Source organism: Mucilaginibacter sp. P5_A4, assembly GCF_056400605.1.
In genome coordinates, this window is sequence record NZ_JBFUKX010000061.1 from 1 (window position 1) to 21,831 (window position 21,831).

Below are 21,831 nucleotides of genomic sequence, written 5' to 3' on the forward strand. Positions count from 1 at the left end.
AAGATTGCCTTTTGCCAATAACCTTTGATGGTACAAAGAAAGTATTATAGCTGGGCCTTGGGCAATCATAAAAGGCAGGGAACTAATACGAGTTTAAGTCCTTTAGACTAGCAATGACAAAAGTTCACCCTGCCTTTTACAATAACGTTTTCCACAAAGTTTTTAGTTCTTAACACCCCCCTGCACCCCCCATTCTAACAACAGCAATCTTTATTGTTTTTTCTTTTGTTAGACCAAAGGCAATGACATAGTTGTAAGCTACTGATTATCAAATGTGTTTTTTTGGTTTTCAACGTAGAGACGCATAATTGCGTCTCCCGCCTGCAAATCACACATGCAAATTGATCTTGTAAATCGGCCTTGCAAATCCTGAATGTCCTGCGGGAGACGCAATTATGCGTCTCTACAACAGCCCCATTTGCCGCAATGTCATTACTGCTTTTTCCAGCTGGTGGGTACTCGTGACATGGTTAATACCTTGGGAGGCTACACCTTATCCTTACACTTCTCAATTACTTCCATGTAGTAGTTTTCATAAAGCGGCAATATAGTGGCCAGGTCGAACAGTTTGGCGCGGGCAAGGGCGTTTTCTTTGAAAGTTTCCAGGCGGGCTTCATCTTCAAGGATATAGATCGCTCTTTCGCCCATACCCTCTATGTCGCCCACATCCCGCAGGAAACCGGTTTCACCGTCAACATTCAGCTCGGGCAAACCACCGGCGTTACTGCTTATTACGGGTACTTTGCAGGCCATGGCCTCTAAGGCTGCCAAACCAAAACTTTCTGATTGCGATGGCATCAGGAACAAGTCGGCTACCGACAGGATCTCTTCAATGGCATCCTGCTTCCCCAAAAAGCGTACGTTATCGGTAACACCAAGATCGCGGCACAATTGCTCGCAGCCAGAGCGTTCCGGCCCATCGCCTACCATGAGGAGCTTTGATGGGATGGTTTTAATAACTTTGGCAAATATTTTCACCACATCCTCGGTACGTTTTACCTTGCGGAAGTTGGAGGTATGTACCAATATTTTTTCGCCGAACGGCGCTATTGCTCTTTTGAAATGATCTTTGGCTTTAAGACTGAAACGGTTCAGATCGATAAAGTTAGGGATCACCTTAATATCGTTTTCGATCTCAAAAAACTTATAGGTGTCTTCACGCAGGTTTTCGGATACAGCGGTTACGCCGTCGGATTTATTGATAGAGAAGGTAACCACCGGTTTAAAGGTATGGTCTTTACCAACCAGCGTAATATCCGTGCCGTGCAGGGTGGTAACTACCGGGATATATATACCGTAAGTCATGAGGATCTGCTTGGCCATAAACGCCGCTGATGCATGCGGAATAGCATAGTGAACGTGCAGCACATCCAGCTTTTCAAAGCGTACCACATCAACCAGCCTGCTGGCCAGCGCCAGCTCATAGGGCGGAAAATCAAACAGGGGATAGTTACTTACCGATACCTCGTGGTAAAACAGGTTTTCGGAAAAGAGGTCTAACCTTGCTGGCTGGTTATAGGTAACAAAATGTACCTGGTGACCGCGATCTGCAAGGGCTTTACCAAGTTCTGTAGCAACAACCCCGCTTCCGCCAAAGGTTGGGTAACAAACAATTCCGATCTTCATTTATAGTTGATTTTCGATGCAAGTTTAACAGCAATTTATGGCAAATGTGTTAACACTGTGTAAAATCATTTAACTTCGTTAGGTTACTTCTATAAACTAATTATCAGCAAATACTGCCTACTATGAATAACGCTATTAATTTAACAATCAACGCCATACAGCACATAGGCATACCGGTAACGGATCTATCCGCCTCGCAACAATTTTACAGCCGGCTTGGTTTCAGCAATGTAATGGAGGCCCCGTTTAAAGATAAGGGTGGTACCGGCACCTGCATTATGATGCAGCGCGGCAACATGATCATGGAGCTATACCAGCTACCCCAAGCAGACCTGGCCGGGATAAAAGCCCGCGGCAACGGCCACATAGATCATGTGGCTTTTGATGTAAACGATATCAACGAAGCTTTTAAAATAATATCCGAAGCAGGTTTCAATGTGATAGAACCGGCCCCGGTTTTTCTGCAATTCTGGCAAAACGGCTGTAAATACTTTAACATCACCGGGCCGGATGGCGAACGACTGGAATTTAACCAGGTATTGTAGTTTGCTTACCTGATATAGATCTCGCCCGGTTTACCTGTGGGATGCGGCGCTCCCGACACATCACCTTTTCTTGCACCGGGTTCCAGCGTCCAGATGTTGATCACATCGGGGACTGATTTGTTTTGCTGCTGCTTTTTGATCACTTCCAACTGGCAAATAGCTGATGTGGCTACCACCAGGCTCATGTCATCTACATAAAAACCATCTACAGCAAACCTAACATCTTCTTTTATATCCAGCCAATCTTTAATTTCTTTAAACGACCGCGTTTTTATTTCAATTCCTTTTTTAAGGTTTATGAATAAAATTCCATCTTTAGAAAGGTTCCTGAACTGCGGCGGAATATTTTCCGTGCCCTTAAAAACGTTGATGGCCTCAATATCATTAGGGTTAATGTTTAGGCCGCTGCCAATAATATGGTTATTTATTACATACAAGGGTGTTCGCTCCCTTGCATCCGGTAAGTGCCGGTAAACTGTATCTGTTTGCGCCATAGCAAGCACAGTACTTAAGCAAAGCAGTATAGATGCAAGCCCTTTTTTAAATGCAAGGTAGCTAAGATTCATCATCATAAAATTAAATTTAATACAAGATGCGGTTATGCCTTAATTTCCATAATAATATTTTGTTCAATTCATTTGCGCCAACTACAGCACATTAGTAACCCACCAGGTATTTCCAAACGGATCTTTAACCCCGGCACTGCGGCCATAGGGCTGGTCGGCTGGGGGCATAACACTTTCGGCACCGTTATCAAGGGCTTTTTGGTAGGTTTCGTCGCAGCTATCTACATAAATAAACAGCCCGGCATTTTGTTGGGCATAGGTATCGGTACAATCGGCAAACATAATGGTGCTGCCTTTGATATTTATCTCGGCATGCATAATGGTTGTTTCATCGCGCATGTGTTTATATTGCTCCGTGGCATCAAAAACATTTTGCATAAACTCAATAAATTTAGCCCCATCCTTTATAATAAGGTAAGGCATAATACGCTGATAATTTTCGGGGAGGTTTTTTACAGTTTCCATTTCGGTTTGTTTTTAAACAAATGTAGGGCGCCGGGTATAAGCAAAATTGTAAAAACCGGACATCTTTTAATTTAGGATTTTCGATTTTTAACTGTCACGGGTCCGGCGCGCATCCTTCGACAGCTCAGGACGCCTTCTTTTTGACTTTTCACTTCAGACTTATAAACCCTTCCGCTTTCCCCGAAAAATAAAAGCCGGGATGATAGCCGGTAAAAGCCTTTACATCATGTATAAAATGCGATTGATCGTAGTATCCGCAGTCGAGCGCTATTTGTGTTAATGATTTGTTGCTGCTGTATTGTTGTATAGCATCATGCAGGCGCACCAGGCGCAGGTAGGTTTTGGGGCTAAAACCTGCATATTCCTTAAACCGCCTGTCGAATTGCCTTACCGATAGGTTAAATGCATGAGCCAGCTGTGCAACAGTTTTGTTTTGGTTGGAGTGGATTATTTGCCTTATAGAGGTAACTACGCGGTCGTCTTTTGGGGTGCTACACTGCAACCTGTCTGTTAAAAAATCGCTTAAAATCCGGACCCGTTGATAATTATCCGGGGCAAGCATCATCTGCTCTTCCAGTTCGCGACCGGGCCTGCCTAAAAATGTATCATAATCCAGGGCAAGGTTACTCGTCTCACTACTGGGGATGCGGAAAAAGCGGGGTACAGCGAATGGATAAATATAGGCGCCAAAAATGCCAAAACTCTGCCTGGTTACAAACCTCCTGTACCTGCTTGATTGAAATTGAATACCCGATGGACCTGCATTCTGGCCGCTATCCGTTAGCTCATCAAAGGTGGCGCGGTAATGAAACACCATCTCGGTACAGCCATCGGCTATAGACCTGTAAACATATTCCGGCTCATCCACTGTAAGCTCATGCTCCAGCACCCAAAAAAACCTCACATAAGGTTTTAATATATCGGGTGGAGAGATAGTGTAGTAGCGCATTTTTGATTTCGGATTAACTTCGTTGAGGGCTTCGTTTGTTCAGATTTATTAATTTAAAATTAAGGTTAATTTTTGATTTTTAGATTGGCAATTGTCTTTTAGCATCCCCTCCCACGGGTTATTGCGAGAGCTAAAATCCGGGGGGCTCTGAATGGGAATGACATTATAAAAGATTTGTCATCCTGAACGATAGTGAAGGATCTGTTCGCAGACTGTACAGGGCGAAGAAGCATGGCGGAGTAGATCCTTCACTATCGTTCAGGATGACAAAATCCCGTACATCTAAATTATATACATATTTAAATTTTTAAACGGCGAAGCCCTCAACAGCACCTACCTGCACATCTCACATTTCGTTCAATTCGCGGTTACATACCATTTTTCAAACTTATTCATCAGTTCTTCCGGTTTAACAGGCTTACTGATATAATCATCCATTCCCGCTTTCAAGCATCTTTCTTTTTCTCCCTCCAGCGCATTGGCAGTCAGTGCAATAATAACAGGCTGCTTTACAACTGTCCGGCGAATAATCCGGGTTGCCTCCAGCCCATCCATAACCGGCATTTGCATATCCATCAAAATCAAACCATAATCCTTTTGGTTGGCTGCTTCAACGGCCTCTTGCCCGTTTTCAACAAGGTCGGGGTGGTAGCCCATTTTATGCAAAATATGCATAATCACATGCTGATTCATTTGGTTATCTTCTGCAATCAGTATAGCAAACGGAAACTGTTCGCAAAAATCAGACGACAGTTTATTATGTACAAACGTTTCCTCCTGCAGCGGAGTGTAATGCTGTAACGCATTAAGAATCTGTTTGCTTAATATATGTTGTTTAACCGGCTTGGTTAAAATTGAAACAAAACGTTTACGCAAATCGCTTTTAAATTCTTCGCCAATAGAGCTCAACAGGATAATGGGAATGTGCTGATATTTTTCGCGGATGCGTGCTGCCAGCATCGCCCCATCCATGCCGGGCATTTGCATATTGGTAATTACCAGGTCTGTATCCGCGTTTGCAGATAAGATAGCCAGGGCCTCTTCGCCGCTGCCGGCTAATAGCGGTTTTAACTTCCAATGTTCAAACTGGTGTTTCAAAATGATTAGGTTGGTTTCGTTATCATCAACCACCAGTATCGTCTTACCTTCCTGCTCGGCCATGCTATACAGGGTATAAGGTATCTGTACCCGGGTTGCTGCATGGGTATTAACCGTAAACGAAAAAGTAGACCCATGGCCAGGCTTACTTATTACGCTGATCTGTCCGCCCATTAAACCAACCAGTTTTTCGGAGATAGCCAGGCCTAAGCCCGTGCCACCATACTTACGTGTAGTGGATGAATCCACCTGCGAAAATGCTTTAAACAAGCGGTTTAATTTATCTTGCGGTATACCAATGCCGGTATCCTGTATATCAAACCTTAATTCCATTTGTCCATCTAACCCCGTTTTTTCCAAATGAACAAATACACAAACTTGGCCCCGCTCTGTAAACTTCATTGCGTTGCCCACCAGATTAGTTAAAATTTGCCTTAACCGTAAATGATCTCCCACAATTTGCAAGGGTACATTATCGTGTATTTGATAAACAAGGTTCAGCCCGGTTTTGGCGGCTTTGGTGCCAAAAATATCAAGTGCGTCTTCGATGCATTTCCGCAAATCAAAATCATCTGTTTCGAGCTCCAGTTTACCGGATTCTATTTTGGAAAAATCTAAAATATCATTAATCACATTTATCAATGTTTCGCCACAGGTACTAATGGTTTCGTTAAACATCCGCTGCTCTTCTGTTAAGGGGGTTTCTCCCAACAGGGCCGACATCCCTATCACCCCGTTCATTGGGGTGCGAATTTCATGACTCATAGTAGCCAGGAATATGCTCTTAGCCTGGTTGGCCTGGTCGGCATCATTGCGGGCCTTTTCAAGCTCCAGGTTAAATTTTCTTAATTGATGATTGGAATCTTCAAGGGCTTCTTCATTCCGTTTCTGTATTTCGTTATATTTTTTGAGTTGATATGCCCACAATCCGCAAATAAAAAATATCACAGCGGCCAACAGAATATGAATAATAAAAGTCTGCAAGTCAAAATAATCCAGCCGGCTGAAATAAATTTTGGTAAAGCCGGTGTTCTGCAGGTAACTGAAGATTGCATGATGCAAAACCACTACAATTACTATGGGAATCTGCAGTCTCCATTTTTGGTAGGTAATAAGTATGGCGCTGCTGATAAAAGCAACAAAATGCATTTCAAACAGCCCATGCATCTGGTAAATAAACTGGGCCATAAAAATACCTAATACCACACTTAATACGTACTGATACAGGCAGGAATCGGGCAAGGCTATTTTTACAGAATAATAGGCAAGTAGCGAAAGCCCGCCCACCCCAATTGCTATTAGCCACGTATCATAGTACCAGGCAAATACCAGTCCTCCTAAAAAATAACTTATCAGAAAGTAATTCATTAAACCATCTGATCTTTCTTTTACTTCAAAAAGAAAATCATGAACCGGGTTATTGGCAGCCTCAGGATAGTTGTTCATAATTAATACTTATTAATTGGTGCAATGCGGCAGCTGACAGCCATAAGCCCGTAATGCCAGCTGGTCGAAAAGCATTTTAGCGTTATCATGCAGCAGGCCTTTTATTGCTATTTTGGCGTAACTTGTTTTTTCGTCGGTACAATATCGGCTGCTGTTATAATTTCCTCTGTAATATAATTTGTGCTGTGCATCTAACAGGACCGCCTGCGGCGTAGAATAAACCCCGCAGGTAGTGGCTATAGTCGTATCGGACAAAACAGGTATATTTAAATTAAATTTATCCTGTATAGCTTCAACAGTAAAGGTTTTTTTGCTCATCACAATCACTACAAAATCTACCTCGCTGCCATATTGCTTTACCAGCGATCTGAACGTTTTAATATTAAATCTTGAGCAGGGGCACTCCGGATTAAAGAAATGGAGAAAAAGAGGTTTACTATGGTAACTGTTTAATGGCCCGCTTAATTTAATAAACTTACCCTGACTAACCGCTTTGTAGTTTTTAGGTACAGGAGTGGGTAATTGGTACACCCATTCGTTATACCAAAACAATACACCCACCGCGGAAAGAAGGATCATTAACCAAATTATGACTATCCACTTCTTCATCTCAGCCTTTCTTTCCGTATTAGTACGGATATATTATTAAAAGGTTGTAATCATTAAATTCTTCATTTTGGAATTGAGATGTTCCGATTTGGATATTCTCAGTGCAGCATCGGGAGGTACAAAACAATCCTTCATTTTGGAATTGGAATGTTCGATCTCGGATTAGGAATAAGGGTTGAGTCTATGCGAAATTGTTGGCCTTCGCTTTGGAGGGGATAAAAGTGGATAAGGAGAGGAATTAGATCTGCACCTAATCCCCCTCACTATTAACTAAAGCTTGTCAAATATGTAATTTAACTCTTTACCCGTCAATACTTATTACAAAACTGTAAACATGTTGTATAAATGTTGTATAAAACTGTATAATAATAGGCTATGACTTTACAAAACTTATCCAATCTTTTATTATTCTCCCGGTATGGGCGTTAAAGGTAGTGGAAAGGGGAATGAACGGATATGGAAACAACTTCACAAGTAGCCCCGAGGGTATTTGTAAGAATATGTTTTTCACGTCCTTTTTGCATGGTACTGGCAAGGTCTTGCCGGGGTCCAAATTAAAAATCGAAATCCCTACATCCCTTTTCCTATCGCCTCATAAACCACATCCTGGATCCTTGGCCGTATGTTGAGGCTGCCCAATTTACTACTCACGTTTGGATGTACCCTGTTACTCAGGAATATATAAACCAGGTTGTACTTAGGGTCAACCCAAATGCAGGTGCCTGTAAAACCGGTATGGCCATAGGCCTGCGGCGATGCCAGTTTTGAAGGGTAATGCCTGTCGGCAATCGGGTCCCACCTGTCGAAACCCAACCCCCGCCTGCTAACCGGCGATTGTTTTGAAGTGAACAGGTCAACCACTTCGGGTTTAAAGTATTGTACCCCACCGTAGGTGCCTTTGTTCAGCAACATCTGGTACAGTATGGCTACATCATTGGCACTGGCAAATAAACCGGCATGACCGGCCACTCCGCCTTTAAGGGCCGCGGTAGGGTCATGCACATAACCATCCAGCAAGCTTTGACGGTATTCCTGGTCGTTTTCGGTAGGCACTATCTGTGCCGGGCTAAACCTGTACAAGGGCAAAAAGCCCGCGGTTTGCATTCCCAGGGGGTTGTAAAACTGCTGCTGCACATACACATTTTCGGGGATGGAAGTAATGCTTTCTACCACTTCCTGCATAAACAGCATGCTTACATCACTATATACATATTGCCCAGGTGTTTTTATTGGGGAGTTTAGCATCTCGGGCAGCATGACATCCTTATAGTAGTCTTTCCGCAAAAAGTAATGCTCTGATACTTTGGTTGGATAAGCCGTTGACGAATCGGTACTATGATCCGATGGCTGCACCCTTTCAAAAGACTGAATATCCGGTATCAGTCCTGCCTGGTGCAGCAGGATCTCGCGTACCTTGATGTTGTTTTTATTACTCCTGCGGGCAAGCGGAATATAATCGCCTAAGGTGCTTTCTATACTTAATTTACCCTGGTCAACCAGCTGCATAGCTTCAACCGTAGTAGCCGAAACCTTGGTCATGGATGCCAGGTCGAATATATCTGTCAGCTTATCGGGCATGGCATTTTCATAGGTATGGTAGCCATAAGCTTTGTTAAATATTACCTTGCCATCTTTGGCAACTAACACAACGCAACCAGGTGTAGCGCGCTGGGTCATGGCCTCGCGCGCTATCCTGTCAATCTCCAGTAAATTATCAGAATTAATACCTGCATCTTCGGGCACGCTGTATTGCAGCCTTATTTTATCAGAAACAAATCCCATACCCTTACTATAAACCGGGGAATAAGTTTTGGTTAACTTTTGGGTAATGGGGACACCTCCAAATATTGCCTGGGCCGCATAGGATGCCGAAACAGATGTTACCCTCTCTGTCCATATCACGGGTACAGTAACATTATTCAGCCTGGTTAACATTGGGCCATAGCCAAATGCGGCCACTATCACGTTCTTTATTTTTTGATTGGTGCTGATAAAATCTATCAGCTGCGGGTTGCTCAAATCGGCGTCGTTTACCTGTAGTATAATGGTATTGTACCATTTAAGGTCGGCAGCCAGGTCATTAAACGTTTTATTCCCTGTGTAGCCGTTACCGTCAAAAGCCTGTACCCTGGTATATTTATTTAACAGGCTATCAAAGGTTGCAGCATATTGGTTGGTAAAATGAACGCTGGCTATTTTAAGGTCTTCCAGTTTTTGTAGTGGAATGAGGTATTGGGCATTGTTGAGCAGAACGGTAGAATTTTGAACCAATCTTTCCTCTGCAACATAATTTTTACCAGTAAGGGGCGGGTTTTGCGCACAAGCCGTATTAAATAATGCAAACCCCAACAACACTAAGGAAACACAACCCCATTTATTTTTTATCATATACTTTTACTCCGTTTATATAGGTTTTAATCACTTTAACAGTTGGCAGTTCGGCTCCCTTTACTTTCATGATATCCTTATCCAATATCACAAAGTCGGCATATTTACCAGGTTCGATACTGCCCTTTTCCTTTTCTTCGAAATTGGCTTTTGCGGCCCAAATGGTCATACCTTTTAAAGCTTCTGTCCTGCTTAAAGCATTCTCTGGCTGAAAGCCACCCGCAGGGAAACCCTTCAGATCCTTTCGCTCCACCGCAGCATAAAACGTATACATGGGGTTAATATTCTCTACCGGGAAATCTGTCCCTAAAGGGATCCAGCCATTCTGCTTTAATAATGTCTTGTAAGCATAGGCCGATTTTAACCTTTCGGCACCTAAACGTTTACCCGCCCAATACATATCTGATGTAGCATGAGTAGGCTGTACAGATGGGATAATGTTATTGTCGCCAAAGTATTTAACATCTTCGGGGGCTATTACCTGCGCGTGTTCAACCCTCCACCTCAAGTCATTTTTCCCTTTTAAAACCGAGGCGTAAATTTTCAGGATCACCCGGTTGGCCGAGTCACCAATAGCATGGGTAGACATCTGGAAACCTTTTCCGGCAATCTTTTTGGCCACCTCCCCGAAGTGAGCCTGGCTGCTCAACAAAAAGCCGCTCCAGCTTTTTTTATCCGCATAAGGTTTTAACAGGCATGCGCCTCTTGAGCCCAAAGCGCCATCGGCATAAACCTTAAATCCCCTTACATTAAGGCCGGGGGTTTTAAATACGCCCCGTTTAAATAGATAGTCGTAATTCTCCTGCCTGTCGGCCAGCATTACGTACATGCGCATTTTTAATAATCCCTTATGCTGCAGATCGGCAATGGTGCTGATCATAGTATAGGGCAATCCACAATCATCAACCGTTGTCAGTCCAACCGCGAAACAGTTTTTCTGTGCCGATAACAACGCGTTCTCCACAATAGGGGCGGTCGGTTCGGGTATTTTGCGCGTAACAATACCCATGGCATTATCAACCAATATACCCGTAAGTTTGCCATTAATGGTTTCAATTTCGCCGCCATTAATGGTTTGGCCGGCTTTTACCCCGGCAATATTTAAAGCTGCCTGGTTGGCAATTATCGCATGTCCGTCAACACGGCTAAGTATCACCGGCCTTACCGGGAACATGCTATCGAGCCTGGCTTTATCCGGAAATTGTTTTTTTGTCCAATCGTTTTGATCCCAGCCACGACCTATGATCCAACCATCGGTGTTACGGGCAGAGTAAGCCCCCACCGAATCCACAACCTCGTTCCAGCTTTTGGTTCCATCAAGGTTCACTTCCTGTAAGCCAAGGCCATATTCATAAAAGTGGGCATGTGCATCAATAAAACCAGGGTAAACGGCAGCCCCCTGAACATCAATCACCTCATGGGCCAGGTATTTTTGTTCCAGTGTATCGGCATTGCCAACGGCTACAATTTTACCATGGTTTACCACAAATGCATTAGCAGTAGTAAAGGCGCTGTCGACGGTATAAACAACGGCATTTTTTATTAAAAGATCGGCATTGTACTCTTTTTGTTTGCAGGCTGCGACCAAAAGCAGCAGCGCCGGCAATAATTTCTTCATATAGATAGCTCTTTTGAAGATGATGGATTAAAGAGCAAAGAACAAGGACGGGAAACCGGAACAGCTAATAGTAAATGCTTTATGATCTTTGTCTTTGCTCTTTTATCTTTATTCTGTCATCCTGTTTATATACAATTATCAAATCATAAAGTTATGCCTTCAAATATTTAATTTAGCATCGAAAACGAAATTGAAGGGAATTTTTTTAAATGTCAGATATTATACAGCTTTTACCAGACGCCGTTGCCAACCAGATTGCCGCCGGCGAGGTGGTGCAACGACCTGCATCTGCGGTAAAAGAATTAGTTGAAAACGCCATCGATGCCGGGGCCGGCAAAATACAGCTCATTATAAAAGATGCAGGGAAATCATTGATACAAGTAATTGATGATGGCTGCGGCATGAGCATTACCGATGCCCGCATGTGCTTTGAGCGCCATGCCACCTCAAAAATACGTAAGGCCGAAGATCTGTTCGCCATCCGCACCATGGGTTTCAGAGGCGAGGCGATGGCATCCATAGCCGCCATTGCCCAGGTTGAGCTAAAAACCCGCCGCCACGAGGATGAGCTGGGTACCTGCATTTTTATTGAAGGATCAGAAGTGATAAGCCAGGAAGCATGCTCTGCTGATACCGGTACATCCATCTCTATAAAAAACTTATTTTATAATACCCCTGCCCGCCGTAACTTTTTAAAAAGCAACCCGGTAGAGATGCGCCATATCATCGATGAATTTCAACGGGTAGCCTTAGCCAATCCTCAGATATTTTTTACCCTGCATCATGACGGGCAGGAAGTTTATCATTTGCCGGGCGCCGCGCTTAAACAACGCATTGTTCATTTATTCGGGAATAATTATAACCAAAGACTGGTGCCGGTTGAAGAGGATACTACCATCATCAAATTACGCGGTTTTGTTGGCAAGCCCGAGTTTGCGCGCAAAACAAGGGGCGAGCAGTTCTTTTTTGTGAACTACCGTTTTATCCGCGATGCTTACCTAAACCATGCCGTGCTTACAGCATTCGAGGAGTTGTTACCTGATGATTGTTACCCTTTTTATGTATTGTTCATCGATATTGATCCATCAAAAATTGATATTAATGTACACCCTACTAAAACCGAGATTAAATACCAGGACGAAAAGGCCATTTACGCCATTATCCGCTCGGCAGTAAAACGTTCTTTGGGCAGATACAACATTACCCCCAGTTTGGATTTTGACCAGGAGAACAGCATCGAGCACCTCATCACCCCAAAACCATTTGAGGAGATAGTTGCGCCTACCATATCTTTCAACCCTGATTTTAACCCCTTTGCTGCCGAGAAAAAAATACCCCGCGAACAGCACCCGTTTTTAAGAGATAGTGGCAATTACAAAAGCAGCCCTATACCAGGCAATTGGGATACCCTATACGAGATCAGCAAAAAGGAAACCAGCCTGCAACAACAAATGCATGGGGAAAAAAGCATTGCTGTTGATGAGCAGGAAGTAAGTAAGCCAAGCGAGCGGCAATTGTTTCAGATCCACAACAGATTCATCCTCTCACAAATTAAATCGGGTTTTATGCTGATAGGGCAGCAGGCCGCCCATGAGCGCATTTTGTACGAGCGTTTTTTACAGCAATTGCAAAATCACTCCGGGGTGAGCCAGCAAAGCCTGTTTCCGCAATCGGTAACATTAAATGGAAGCGATTTTGAGTTATTAAGGGAACTTTTGCCCGATATAAAAGCGCTTGGGTTTGATATCCGCGAGTTTGGAAAAAACACGGTGGTTGTTGAAGGTGTACCCGCCGAACTAAACAATGTAGACGAGCATGAACTGCTTGAGCATTTGTTAGAAGGCTTTAAAAACAATTTGGCCATTTTAAAAGTAGATAAGCGGGATAACCTGGCAAGATCATTAGCACGCAACGCTGCTATTAAAACCGGAACCAAATTATCATTAGAGGAAATGAACCAGCTTATTGACCAGCTTTTTGCCTGCCAAATGCCCAACCAGGCATTGAACGGTAAGCCCGTAATCAGTACCTTTACAATGACCGAATTAATGGAACGCTTTGAAAAATAGCCCAGGGGCTTTAATTATACTATGAACCGATACAGTCAATCACCATTTTCAAATATTACGCCGGTTGTAAAAAACCTGTTGATCATTAATGTTTTGTTTTTTATAGGAACGTATGTATTCGCCAGACTCGGAATAGACCTTATTACATGGCTATCAGCGTTTTATTTTAATTCTCCGTTATTTCATCCATGGCAAATTATTACTTACATGTTTATGCATGCCGGTATTTCACATATTTTTTTCAATATGTTTGCCTTGTACATTTTTGGCCCAACCCTGGAGTATACCATGGGTTCCAAGCGCTTTTTGCAATACTATTTTATAACAGGTATTGGTGCATTAGCCTTACAAATGCTGGTACAGGCCATTGAGGTACACGGAGTAATAGGCACTTTTACCATTGCCAACGGCGATCTTTCGCCATATGTTAACCTGGAGGGTTTTAACAAGTTAAGGGAAATATACGGCGGGGCAACTTTAGGTGCATCTGGCTCAATATTTGGGCTATTACTTGCCTTTGGGTTCCTATTCCCCAATGTGGAAATGATGATACTATTTATTCCCGTACCGGTTAAAGCCAAATATTTGGTTACAGGCTATATTCTAATAGAATTATTTAGCGGGTTTGGGCAGTTTGCAGGGGACTCTGTTGCTCATTTCGCGCACCTTGGTGGGGCATTATTTGGCTATATTATATTAAAAGTTTGGCGAATGGAACGACCCAACAATTTATATTAACAACAAGAGTTATCAATAAATAACGGTACATTTTTATGAGCACCCTTTGGCAAAATCTCCACTATAAAATGCTGCGGTCGGGCAATAAGCTCAACCTGCTCATTGGCATCAATGTAATTGTTTTCCTGGCTGTATATGCAACAGCTGTTATTGAGCAATTTTTTACGGGATTTGGTAATAGCCTAATACTTTTTTACAGTAATGAATACCTGCTGCTTCCTGCCTATTTCCCAAAACTATTAACCCATTTTTGGACACCCTTAACCTACATGTTCATGCATGCCGGCATATTGCATATCCTGTTTAATATGTTGTGGCTATATTGGATGGGCCAAATATTTGAAGAGTATCTGGGTAACAAACGCACTATAGGCTTATACATTATGGGTGGCCTGGCCGGCGCCCTTGCCTATTTATTATGCTTAAATTTTTTACCAGCGTTTACCAATATACATGCGGCCATAGGCAGTACAATAGTTGGTGCATCGGCCAGCGTTATGGCCATTGTTGTAGCCACAGCTACTTTATTACCTAACTACCATATATCATTAATGTTTATTGGCCCGGTAAAATTAAAATGGCTGGTATTTGTTATCCTGGTGATTGACTTTTTGGGCACCGTTGGTCCAAACGCGGGCGGCGAAATAGCTCACCTGGGCGGGGCATTGTTTGGGTTCATCTACGTTAAACAGCTTCAAAAGGGGCATGATTGGATTACATGGATAGCCAGTTTATTCAAATCAAAGTCAAAATTAAAGGTAGTACATAATATTACCGGTAAAAACAGCATAGAGTATCCCCGTCAGGACGAAATTGACCGTATATTAGATAAAATTTCACAATCGGGTGTTGATAGCCTGAGCAGACAGGAGAAAGAAACTTTAGCTCGCGCAAGCAAGAATGAAAAATAAAAAAAGCAGGTTAAGTTTTATTGATAAAGTTATTTTATGGATAAACCTGCTTCTTTGTTTTGCTTTAGTTATCAGCTATTTTGCGCCATACGTCAACCCTCAAAAAATCTGGATGATTGCTTTTTTTGGGTTGGCCTATCCACCTCTGCTGTTACTTAATGTTATCCTTATGGTTTACTGGCTGCTTCGCAGGCGTTTGCAGTTCGCATTTTCGCTGGTAACTATACTAATTGGCTGGGGTACGCTAAACAACAATATCGGCTTTCGTGCCGCCTCATCCTATACGCCTGTGCCCGGATCTAATGCTGTGCGTATCATGACCTATAATGTTCATAATTTTAAACGATATGGGGCAAAAAACGATGTTTCTACCAAGCATGAAATATTAGCCCTCATTACCAGTCAGCAGCCCGATGTTATCGGCTTCCAGGAGTTTTATACCCGGAACAAGGGCCAGTATGATATGCGGGATTCTATTGTTAAAATTTTAGGGGTTAACAACTTTTATTTTGAGCCATTTACTATTAGTAACCAGGAAAGTATTGGTATGGCCATTTTTTCAAAATTCCCTATAATAGCTAAGGGAATGATCCGCTTGTCTAACGATAAAACCTCATCAAACCAGTGTTTATACATCGATGTAAAAAAAGGCAAAAAGATTTTCAGAGTTTATAGTGTTCATTTGCAATCCATAAAATTTAACCCCTCGGATTATAAATACCTGGATAGTGTATCAAAAAAAGGGAAAACGGACATGCAATCAACCAGAAGGCTGGGTGGTAAATTAAAAATAGCATTTATAAAACGCAGCGAGCAGGTGTTTAAAGTTAAAGCCCATGCCGCACTATGCCCTTATCCCTACATTATATCCGGCGATTTTAATGATACGCCCACATCCTTCGCTGTAAACCAAATGGCAAAAGGGCTCAAAAACGCTTTCCGCGAAAAGGGATCGGGTTTTGGGCGCACCTATAATGGCGATTTCCCTAACTACCAGATAGATTATATTATGGTGAACCCACAATTTGATGTGGCATCGTACCAGATCATAGAAAAAAAACTATCAGACCATTTTCCGCTTCGTAGTGATTTAATATTGAATTAGTAAAAGTATGTAAAAGAGCATCGACCGGGTTTATGTTTGCGATTAGCCCAAACAGTGCATCGGCTATCAGCCTCAGTATACTTTTACGCATTTGCTGCACCGGTAATTCTCTTTTTCGGCAACTATCATATACTTGTAAGCTTTAATATTCAGATGGCCGACATTAGCTTAAAATTGAAAAAATCGTAAGTTTGCCCTCATGAAACAAAATTTGTTTGTTTACAACACTTTATCCCGCAAAAAAGAAGAATTTAAAGCACTTAATGCCCCACATGTGGGCATGTACGTGTGTGGTCCCACTGTATACAGCGATGTACACTTGGGTAATTGCCGTACTTATATATCTTTCGATCTGATGTTTCGCTACCTCAATCACCTGGGCTACAAGGTGCGTTATGTGCGTAATGTAACCGATGCCGGCCACCTGGAGGGCGATGCAGGAGACGAAGGAGAAGATAAAATATCAAAAAAAGCAAAGCTTGCCCAACTGGAGCCTATGGAAATTGTACAAAAGTACACAGTAGGTTTTCATGAAGTAATGCAGATACTCAATACGCTACCACCAAGTATTGAGCCAACCGCTACCGGCCATATTGTTGAACAGATAGAGATGGTAAAGGTGATACTTGAAAAAGGATATGCCTACGAGGTGGATGGCTCAGTTTATTTCGACGTTGAAAAATATAACAAAACCAGGGATTATGGTGTATTAAGCGGCCGTAATTTAGAAGACCTGATGAACAACACCCGTACACTGGGCGGCCAACAGGAAAAACATGGCAAGCTTGATTTCGCACTGTGGATAAAAGCCAAACCCGAGCACCTGATGAAGTGGCCTTCGCCATGGGGCGTAGGTTTCCCGGGCTGGCATTTAGAGTGCTCGGCCATGAGCCAGAAATATTTAGGAGATCAGTTTGATATCCATGGCGGCGGCCTTGACCTGGTACCTACGCATCATACCAACGAGATAGCTCAGCACGTTGCCTGCTGCGGTAAAAACCCGGCCAATTACTGGGTGCATACCAATATGCTTACCGTTAACGGCCAAAAAATGTCAAAATCATTAGGCAATAGTTTTTTACCGCATGAACTTTTTAGTGGCGAAAACTCTATCCTGAATAAAGGCTACAGCCCCATGACCGTTAGGTTTTTTATGCTGCAGGCCCATTATCGCAGCACACTTGATTTTGGGAATGAAGCTATGGAGGCATCTGAAAAGGGTTTCAGGCGCTTGATGAATGCCTATGCCCTTCTTAATGGGCTAAAGGTATCTGCCGGTACCGAAATTGAAATTGAACCGCTATTGCAACGCTGCTACGCGGCCATGAATGATGATTTTAATAGCCCGGTATTAATTGCCGAACTATTTGAGGCATCGAGGATCATCAATTCGGTAAATGATGGTAAAATGAAGATAAATGAAGCAAACCTGGAGCTGCTTAAAAACCTCATGCACACCTTTGTATTGGATGTACTGGGTTTAAAAGATGAGCAAGCCGATAACGATGATCTGCCAAAGGTGTTGAACCTGATAGTTGAACTCAGGAATGAAGCTAAAGCCAATAAAGACTACGCCACAAGCGACAAGATCCGTGAGGGTTTATCAAAGGTTGGATTTCAGCTAAAGGATAGTAAAGACGGTACACTCTGGAGCAAAAGCTGATATATAGAACCAAGGGATTAAGAGGCGAGGATAAATATTTGTCTTCGCCTCTCCTTTTGATTGCTGTTTGCGACATAATGAAGCAAGGAACAAAAGGAATATTTTCTTAACCCCTGACGCTACCTACAAAGAGTTGTAATAATTAAACAGCTTAGCCAGGTCTCTATCACTTTTAAAATCAATTTTATTACTTATAATAAACGCCCGAACATTCTCCCCTTTATCACTTAAGGCAGCCATTACATTTTTTTGCACTGGCTTAAACTTAGCAAGTTTATTATCCTTTAACAAGTAATAAACAGCATCCTTTAACGCAAAAGTTTTTGTTACTGTTGCTGAGTTAAAAACCTGATCTGAATGAATCACCTTTTTATAACGTTTTAACACTTTGACCTTACCATCAGCAATTACCTGGTAAAACGAGGTTGGTGTTTGCTCATCAACAGCGGGGTAGCCATTACTAAATACTAAAGGCAAAAGATTGCTTTCCGGTATTCCAAACGTATCAAAACGGAAGCTTTTAACAGGTTCAACAAAGGCCAGTGCCAATGAATCCCCGGGGCTTTGAAATAAAAGTTCATCCTTTATCAGGTCATATTTGAGTTTTGCCAGCATAGTTTTGCCGCTAACCAGGCTAACGGCACCCGGAAACCAGTTTGCGGCGAGGTATGGACTACCTTCAACATCAATATAAAGCTGCTCCATAACGGGCTTGCCCTGGTTATCGTTTAACATCTGCGTTTGTGCATTTGCAAAAAAACAATTCACCAACAAGCCAGCTACACAAAAACTAAAAAGGGATATCTTCATAATAAGGTAATTTTATACGCAATTGGCATAACGCGTTTTTTAAACAAAACATTATGCATATTATTGGCTTGTATACTTCAACGGGCAACAACGGGCTGCTTTACGTGGCTAAACACCTGTAAAACTACACAACAAATCAACATGATGAACACGAATTTTATTTTATTAAACTCATCCGGCCACAATTAAATATAATCGTTTTCGTTTCATATTAAACACAAAAACAGGTAATAGTATAAAACTATTCATATTTTGCGGCAATTTACATTGCATTACCGACTTAAAATTTATTACTAAATTGCCCTACCAAAATCTTATTAAAACATGAAGAAAATATTATTAGCCGCCACATTTATGAGCTATAGCTTTTTTGCTTTAGCGCAGTCGTCACCGGTTAAAGTAAGTAAGGTTGTTACCGCCGAAGAAGACTTTAATAAATTAGTTGAGCGTAAAGGAATAAAGGATGGTTTTTTGGCCGTTGCCGCTTCCGACGGTATTGTATTTAAACCGGATGCTGTGAAAATCGTCGATTTTTATAATAGCATTGATAAGCAGCCCGGCAAACTGAGTTGGCTTCCAAAATTTGCCCGCATATCTGCCAACGGCGATCTTGCGTTTACCGCCGGGCCATATATTTATCAAAATGGCAAAACCGAGGATGATAAGGTTTATGGTGATTATGTTTCCATCTGGCGTGCCGACGTTGATGATAATAATAAATTAAAATTATTAATTGATCTTGGGATACAACACCCCGAGCCGGAAGAAAAGGCAGTTACTGATTTTAAAGACCCTGATGCCTCCTCAAAATCTGAGCCGAGCAAAGACCCTTTCACAGCAAAAAGTGTTATTGTAAATACAGATAAAATATTTAATCACTCGCTAACGCTATCGGCATTGGCCAGTTATAAAGAGTTTTTGAGTCCAGAAGGCCGCTACTATTTCCCTGGATTTGAACCAATGACCGGACCAGATGTGATCATGAAATTTATAAATAACCAGGCCATCAGCATATCTGCCGAAACCATTGACGCGGGTCGTTCTACAAGCAATGACCTGGCCTACAGCTATGGCCATGCACGCATTACAAAAGGCAATGTAGTGAGTAACTACAACTATGTGCGCATATGGGAAATTGATCAATCAAAAAAATGGAATATTCTGCTGGAAGTATTTTCGGCTATTGAAAACGAATAAGGACTAAGATTAATGACATTAAAAACAGCGATGAGTAAACTCTATCGCTGTTTTTTTTGCCTTTTATTTTAAGTATGCCTGCAAAAAAACCATTGCATTTTACATTTTGCCTTGCTTTGTGTAGCTGCAAAAAGGACAACATAGCTACTGATGATGTACATGCCGAAATGCTGGCAGCTGTTAATGAAGAAGCACAGGCTGCACCTGTGGTACTGTTTATATGTCGCCCGTTCCTCCGGTTAAATGGAACAATAATCAGGAAGCCGCCGCTACTGCACACACAAAAGATATGTTTGTTAATTATTATTTTAACCACATATCACCCAGCGGATCATGCCTGGAAAAAAAGCGAAGATCATTGTAAAGCAATGATGGATAGCTTATATGTAGATTTTGGAGCCGCAAGATATAATACCATTTGGGTACAGGAGTTTGGCAGGTAATCTACCGGCTATCGTTAATTATGAGCATTGCATTTGAAAAGAGCAAAAAAAAAGCGGATCATACCTTAGCATAACCCGCTTTTTATATATTAAGCTAAAAGTTTATTAATTATTCAATAACACTCACTTTAAGCATATTGGTTTTACCTTGTTTAATAATAGGCACTGCAGCTGTGTTTATCACCACATCGCCTATTTTAATCAGCTCTGCCGCTTTAAGGATGTTGTTTACATCGCTTATAGTATTATCAGTACTTTCCAGCTTATCGTAATAGAAAGAGCGAACACCCCATACCAGGCTAAGCGCGTTTAGCAATTGCTTGTTTGCAGTAAATATGTAAGTACTTGCTTTGGGCCTGTGGCTCGAGATTTGGAATGCGGTGTAACCAGAAGTTGTCATAGATACAATACCTACAGCGTTGCTATTTTGTGCAAGATGCACTGCGGACTCGCACACCGTATTGCTCAGGTAATCAGGTGAGGCAGGATCGGCATTTACTTCTTTAGATGAATTAAAGTTATAACCCAATTCTTCAACGTTACGCACAATTTTAGCCATTGTTTCAATAACTATCACCGGGAACTCGCCAACAGATGTTTCACCGCTTAGCATCACTGCATCAGCGCCATCCAATACAGAGTTGGCTACATCGTTAACCTCGGCACGTGTTGGGCGGGGGGTAGTTATCATTGACTCCAGCATCTGGGTTGCAACAATTACCGGTTTTGAGGCTGCACGGCATTTACGGGCAATCATTTTTTGAAGCAATGGAACTTCTTCCAAAGGCATTTCAACGCCAAGATCGCCACGGGCTACCATTACGCCATCTGTTGCGGCAATAATTTCATCTATATTATCAATGGCTTCGGGTTTTTCAACTTTGGCTATAACCCTTGCAGCTTTCCCGCTTTGGGCAATAATTTGTTTTAGTTCAATAATATCCTGGCCGGTGCGCACAAAAGATAAGCCTATCCACTCCACATCATATTTTAATGCAAACTGCAGGTTGATCAAATCTTCTTCGGTTAAGCTTGGGATAGATACTTTGGTGTTTGGCAGGTTAACGCCTTTACGTGATGTTAAAATACCACCGTGTACAACTTCACATATAACTGTATCCAGTCTGTTCGTTTCAAGAACCCTTAACTGCAACTTGCCATCATCAAGCAAAATAATTTCGTCTGCCTGTACATCCTGCGGAAAGGTATCATAAGTAATGTAGATCTGCTCATCATTACCAATACATTCCTGGGTAGTAATTTTAATATGTGTTCCGTTAACCAAGTGAATACCGCCATCTTTTACCAAACCAATGCGGATTTTGGGGCCTTGTAAATCGGCCAATATGCCAACATTGGTCTTATATTCTTCGTTAATCTCTCTTATGGTATCAATAACAGCTTTGTGGTCTTCCGGGCGTCCGTGCGAAAAATTAAGGCGACAAACGTTTACTCCGGCTTTTATCATGGCTAATAAAACTTCTTTTTTAGCTGATGCCGGGCCCATGGTGGCAACAATCTTAGTACGATTATAATATAATTTCATATTGTTCTGTTTAAACTGGCTACGTATTCACATTAGGTG

At 42.1% G+C, this 21,831-nt stretch carries 18 protein-coding genes; 8 read left to right on the plus strand and 10 right to left on the minus strand.

Features of this window, described 5'->3' with window-relative positions:
• Window positions 1-486 precede the first annotated feature (486 nt).
• The gene (gene bshA, locus AC1DQW_RS24690) at window positions 487-1,626 is read right to left on the minus strand and encodes an N-acetyl-alpha-D-glucosaminyl L-malate synthase BshA (RefSeq protein WP_477456487.1); all 1,140 of its coding nucleotides are present in this window, start codon (window positions 1,624-1,626) and stop codon (window positions 487-489) included.
• A 122-nt stretch (window positions 1,627-1,748) separates the two neighbouring features.
• Here bshA and AC1DQW_RS24695 point away from each other — a divergent pair, with 122 nt between their 5' ends.
• Window positions 1,749-2,171 (plus strand): VOC family protein, encoded by a 423-nt coding sequence (locus tag AC1DQW_RS24695; protein ID WP_477456488.1) that lies wholly within the window; start codon window positions 1,749-1,751, stop codon window positions 2,169-2,171.
• A gap of 5 nt (window positions 2,172-2,176) precedes the next feature.
• Here the strand turns inward: AC1DQW_RS24695 and AC1DQW_RS24700 are convergent, their stop codons facing one another.
• The 7 genes from AC1DQW_RS24700 to AC1DQW_RS24730 form a co-directional block, all read right to left on the minus strand.
• Window positions 2,177-2,743 (minus strand): hypothetical protein, encoded by a 567-nt coding sequence (locus AC1DQW_RS24700; RefSeq protein ID WP_477456489.1) that lies wholly within the window; start codon window positions 2,741-2,743, stop codon window positions 2,177-2,179.
• A gap of 75 nt (window positions 2,744-2,818) precedes the next feature.
• Window positions 2,819-3,202: a VOC family protein gene (locus tag AC1DQW_RS24705; protein WP_477403981.1), complete on the minus strand. Its 384-nt coding sequence runs from the start codon at window positions 3,200-3,202 to the stop codon at window positions 2,819-2,821.
• Between the two features lie 148 nt (window positions 3,203-3,350).
• Window positions 3,351-4,151 carry a helix-turn-helix domain-containing protein gene (locus AC1DQW_RS24710; RefSeq protein ID WP_477456490.1) on the minus strand — a complete coding sequence of 267 codons (801 nt, stop codon included), beginning with the start codon at window positions 4,149-4,151 and terminating at the stop codon, window positions 3,351-3,353.
• Window positions 4,152-4,508: 357 nt separating this feature from the next.
• Window positions 4,509-6,695: a response regulator gene (locus AC1DQW_RS24715; protein ID WP_477456491.1), complete on the minus strand. Its 2,187-nt coding sequence runs from the start codon at window positions 6,693-6,695 to the stop codon at window positions 4,509-4,511.
• Window positions 6,696-6,707: 12 nt separating this feature from the next.
• A complete protein-coding gene (locus AC1DQW_RS24720) occupies window positions 6,708-7,274 on the minus strand; it encodes a peroxiredoxin family protein (RefSeq protein WP_477417186.1) in 567 nt (188 codons plus the stop codon).
• Window positions 7,275-7,874: 600 nt separating this feature from the next.
• The gene (locus tag AC1DQW_RS24725) at window positions 7,875-9,692 is read right to left on the minus strand and encodes a serine hydrolase domain-containing protein (RefSeq protein WP_477456492.1); all 1,818 of its coding nucleotides are present in this window, start codon (window positions 9,690-9,692) and stop codon (window positions 7,875-7,877) included.
• Window positions 9,679-11,310, minus strand: a complete 1,632-nt coding sequence (locus AC1DQW_RS24730; RefSeq protein WP_477456493.1) for an amidohydrolase — start codon at window positions 11,308-11,310, stop codon at window positions 9,679-9,681. Before AC1DQW_RS24730 ends, AC1DQW_RS24725 begins: the two co-directional genes overlap by 14 nt.
• 209 nt (window positions 11,311-11,519) lie before the next feature.
• On the opposite strand from AC1DQW_RS24730, the gene mutL reads away from it, so the two are divergent.
• The 5 genes from mutL to cysS all read left to right on the plus strand — a co-directional run bounded on the left by mutL (window position 11,520) and on the right by cysS (window position 17,796).
• Window positions 11,520-13,379 (plus strand): DNA mismatch repair endonuclease MutL, encoded by a 1,860-nt coding sequence (gene mutL, locus AC1DQW_RS24735; protein ID WP_477456494.1) that lies wholly within the window; start codon window positions 11,520-11,522, stop codon window positions 13,377-13,379.
• A gap of 21 nt (window positions 13,380-13,400) precedes the next feature.
• The gene (locus AC1DQW_RS24740) at window positions 13,401-14,117 is read left to right on the plus strand and encodes a rhomboid family intramembrane serine protease (RefSeq protein WP_477456495.1); all 717 of its coding nucleotides are present in this window, start codon (window positions 13,401-13,403) and stop codon (window positions 14,115-14,117) included.
• 35 nt (window positions 14,118-14,152) lie between these two features.
• Window positions 14,153-15,028 (plus strand): rhomboid family intramembrane serine protease, encoded by an 876-nt coding sequence (locus AC1DQW_RS24745; protein WP_477456496.1) that lies wholly within the window; start codon window positions 14,153-14,155, stop codon window positions 15,026-15,028.
• Entirely contained in the window at window positions 15,018-16,133 is a 1,116-nt protein-coding gene (locus tag AC1DQW_RS24750; protein ID WP_477456497.1) for an endonuclease/exonuclease/phosphatase family protein, read from the plus strand. The genes AC1DQW_RS24745 and AC1DQW_RS24750 overlap by 11 nt, the downstream gene beginning before the upstream one ends.
• Before the next feature lie 199 nt (window positions 16,134-16,332).
• Entirely contained in the window at window positions 16,333-17,796 is a 1,464-nt protein-coding gene (gene cysS, locus AC1DQW_RS24755; RefSeq protein WP_477456498.1) for a cysteine--tRNA ligase, read from the plus strand.
• A 123-nt stretch (window positions 17,797-17,919) separates the two neighbouring features.
• Here cysS and AC1DQW_RS24760 read toward each other — a convergent pair whose 3' ends face one another.
• A complete protein-coding gene (locus tag AC1DQW_RS24760; protein WP_477456499.1) occupies window positions 17,920-18,606 on the minus strand; it encodes a hypothetical protein in 687 nt (228 codons plus the stop codon).
• A gap of 324 nt (window positions 18,607-18,930) precedes the next feature.
• Here AC1DQW_RS24760 and AC1DQW_RS24765 point away from each other — a divergent pair, with 324 nt between their 5' ends.
• Both AC1DQW_RS24765 and AC1DQW_RS24770 read left to right on the plus strand, forming a co-directional pair.
• Window positions 18,931-19,803, plus strand: a complete 873-nt coding sequence (locus AC1DQW_RS24765) for a hypothetical protein (RefSeq protein WP_477456500.1) — start codon at window positions 18,931-18,933, stop codon at window positions 19,801-19,803.
• A gap of 74 nt (window positions 19,804-19,877) precedes the next feature.
• Window positions 19,878-20,246 carry a hypothetical protein gene (locus AC1DQW_RS24770; protein ID WP_477456501.1) on the plus strand — a complete coding sequence of 123 codons (369 nt, stop codon included), beginning with the start codon at window positions 19,878-19,880 and terminating at the stop codon, window positions 20,244-20,246.
• A 109-nt stretch (window positions 20,247-20,355) separates the two neighbouring features.
• Here the strand turns inward: AC1DQW_RS24770 and pyk are convergent, their stop codons facing one another.
• Window positions 20,356-21,792: a pyruvate kinase gene (gene pyk / locus AC1DQW_RS24775; RefSeq protein ID WP_477456502.1), complete on the minus strand. Its 1,437-nt coding sequence runs from the start codon at window positions 21,790-21,792 to the stop codon at window positions 20,356-20,358.
• Window positions 21,793-21,831 lie beyond the last annotated feature (39 nt).

What these genes read in the sequence shown, in the direction of transcription:
- bshA (WP_477456487.1), bottom strand. Translation starts at nt 1,626, where the DNA reads ATGAAGATCGGAATTGTTTGTTACCCAACCTTTGGCGGAAGCGGGGTT.
- AC1DQW_RS24695 (WP_477456488.1), top strand. Translation starts at nt 1,749, where the DNA reads ATGAATAACGCTATTAATTTAACAATCAACGCCATACAGCACATAGGC.
- AC1DQW_RS24700 (WP_477456489.1), bottom strand. Translation starts at nt 2,743, where the DNA reads ATGATGATGAATCTTAGCTACCTTGCATTTAAAAAAGGGCTTGCATCT.
- AC1DQW_RS24705 (WP_477403981.1), bottom strand. Translation starts at nt 3,202, where the DNA reads ATGGAAACTGTAAAAAACCTCCCCGAAAATTATCAGCGTATTATGCCT.
- AC1DQW_RS24710 (WP_477456490.1), bottom strand. Translation starts at nt 4,151, where the DNA reads ATGCGCTACTACACTATCTCTCCACCCGATATATTAAAACCTTATGTG.
- AC1DQW_RS24715 (WP_477456491.1), bottom strand. Translation starts at nt 6,695, where the DNA reads ATGAACAACTATCCTGAGGCTGCCAATAACCCGGTTCATGATTTTCTT.
- AC1DQW_RS24720 (WP_477417186.1), bottom strand. Translation starts at nt 7,274, where the DNA reads ATGATCCTTCTTTCCGCGGTGGGTGTATTGTTTTGGTATAACGAATGG.
- AC1DQW_RS24725 (WP_477456492.1), bottom strand. Translation starts at nt 9,692, where the DNA reads ATGATAAAAAATAAATGGGGTTGTGTTTCCTTAGTGTTGTTGGGGTTT.
- AC1DQW_RS24730 (WP_477456493.1), bottom strand. Translation starts at nt 11,310, where the DNA reads ATGAAGAAATTATTGCCGGCGCTGCTGCTTTTGGTCGCAGCCTGCAAA.
- mutL (WP_477456494.1), top strand. Translation starts at nt 11,520, where the DNA reads ATGTCAGATATTATACAGCTTTTACCAGACGCCGTTGCCAACCAGATT.
- AC1DQW_RS24740 (WP_477456495.1), top strand. Translation starts at nt 13,401, where the DNA reads ATGAACCGATACAGTCAATCACCATTTTCAAATATTACGCCGGTTGTA.
- AC1DQW_RS24745 (WP_477456496.1), top strand. Translation starts at nt 14,153, where the DNA reads ATGAGCACCCTTTGGCAAAATCTCCACTATAAAATGCTGCGGTCGGGC.
- AC1DQW_RS24750 (WP_477456497.1), top strand. Translation starts at nt 15,018, where the DNA reads ATGAAAAATAAAAAAAGCAGGTTAAGTTTTATTGATAAAGTTATTTTA.
- cysS (WP_477456498.1), top strand. Translation starts at nt 16,333, where the DNA reads ATGAAACAAAATTTGTTTGTTTACAACACTTTATCCCGCAAAAAAGAA.
- AC1DQW_RS24760 (WP_477456499.1), bottom strand. Translation starts at nt 18,606, where the DNA reads ATGAAGATATCCCTTTTTAGTTTTTGTGTAGCTGGCTTGTTGGTGAAT.
- AC1DQW_RS24765 (WP_477456500.1), top strand. Translation starts at nt 18,931, where the DNA reads ATGAAGAAAATATTATTAGCCGCCACATTTATGAGCTATAGCTTTTTT.
- AC1DQW_RS24770 (WP_477456501.1), top strand. Translation starts at nt 19,878, where the DNA reads ATGCCTGCAAAAAAACCATTGCATTTTACATTTTGCCTTGCTTTGTGT.
- pyk (WP_477456502.1), bottom strand. Translation starts at nt 21,792, where the DNA reads ATGAAATTATATTATAATCGTACTAAGATTGTTGCCACCATGGGCCCG.